General features: G+C 43.2%; 3 protein-coding genes. All 3 read left to right on the top strand.

What is annotated here, in order from left to right:
- Positions 1–549, top strand: a 549-nt coding sequence (locus tag HMPREF3052_RS06025) for a type IV secretion system protein (protein WP_141756615.1), incomplete at its 5' end; no start/stop codon positions are given.
- 57 nt (positions 550–606) lie between these two features.
- Positions 607–1,134 (top strand): DUF4189 domain-containing protein, encoded by a 528-nt coding sequence (locus HMPREF3052_RS11365; RefSeq protein ID WP_083318791.1) that lies wholly within the window; start codon positions 607–609, stop codon positions 1,132–1,134.
- Between the two features lie 67 nt (positions 1,135–1,201).
- Positions 1,202–1,459: TrbM/KikA/MpfK family conjugal transfer protein (locus tag HMPREF3052_RS06020; RefSeq protein ID WP_070749174.1), on the top strand; the 258-nt coding region annotated here is incomplete at its 3' end.

Raw genomic sequence — 1,459 nt, 5'->3', positions numbered from 1 at the left:
CCCATCTTTATTTTATGTCTTCTGTTCAAAAAAACAGCCCCCCTGTTTCAGAAATGGCTATACTATGGACTGGCAACGATCTTTTCCAGCGTGATGCTTGGCGTCATGGCTGAAATCTCTATGGATCTAGTAGCCAATATCGCCATTACCGATGCAGTATCCAATATTGCTTCGGCACTGATCGGTGGAAACGTCGGCGGTATTATGCAGACCGTTACCCAACAGCTGGGCTTGGGTCTGATGCTCTCTACCCTATTGATTACCGTACCGCCTATGGCAGGTATGTGGTTTAACGGCATGATGGCTACATACTCTGGATACAATGCAATGCAGGGTTGGGGAACGGGTCAGCCTGCTACGCCACCGGGAATGAATAGTCAACAACAGCAGGTTAATTATAATGCTCGGAATTCTGGTGGAGGCCATGATCCAAAGTCAGATAATCCTCAACTGCCAATGCCAATATGGACAACTGGTGGTATCCAGCAGACAGGAAGTACATCTACCGATGCCATAAAACAACCTAGCAAAGGAAGTAATCTATCCTAATCTTGTATTTTTACATTCAAATATTAAAAATCTAAGAAACAAAAGATTGGACTTATAATGAAAAAATTGCTTTTATCACTATTAGGGCTAGTTAGCCTGAATATTTATGCCAACGGTTGTGGAGGAGAATACCAGCCTGCAACAGGTACCTGTCGCATTATCGATAGTTCGGGTCGACAGATTCTATATAACGTAGGAAGACCACAGTCTTCGAATAACGGTTACACTCAGAGCCAACCAAGTGTTGTCAATATCGATGTTCCTTCGAAATATTTGGCACTAGCCATTAATCTAAAAACTGGTGTGTCAGGAGGGGCTCTCGATATGGATTCTCGAGCTGCAGCAGAGAAAGAGGCCATCAAAACTTGTGAACGTGGAGGAAGTAATGCTCCATGTAAAGTAATTGTATGGGCAGGAAATGGTTGTATTGCTATTGCACGAGGCAATGAAAAAAAACCAACACTATTCACAGCTTCAGAAAGACCTGGTCTTGCAGAAGAAAAAGCTTTAAGAAAATGCCGTGCTGCTGGTATTTCAGGATGCAGGCTTTTCATCCCAGAAACTTGTTCACTGCCTAAATTCTAATAGACCAAAGGCCGTCTGAAATTTCAGCCACTTCCCTTTCAAATTTCATTAAATAACAGAGTAAATTATGAAATTCATTTCAACAATTACTGCCTTGGTAATGGGCTTCTCCTCAATTGCCGCTATGGCTGCCAATCCTCTTAATCCTCCGAAAATGGGTGGTGATGAGCGTTTGGCTTGCGAGGCGCTTATGTGCTTGGTCAATCCGGCATCTCAGCCGTCTGAATGTCAATCTGCTTTGAAAAAGTTCCACTCTATCAAGCATAAACATGGACACGATACGATTACCGCACGACGCAATTTCCTAAAAAAATGCCCTGCTCAG

It is taken from the genome of Neisseria sp. HMSC056A03, from assembly GCF_001815685.1.
Classification (GTDB): Bacteria; Pseudomonadota; Gammaproteobacteria; order Burkholderiales; family Neisseriaceae; genus Neisseria; species Neisseria subflava.
This window is presented reverse-complemented; position numbering and strand designations above follow the sequence as displayed.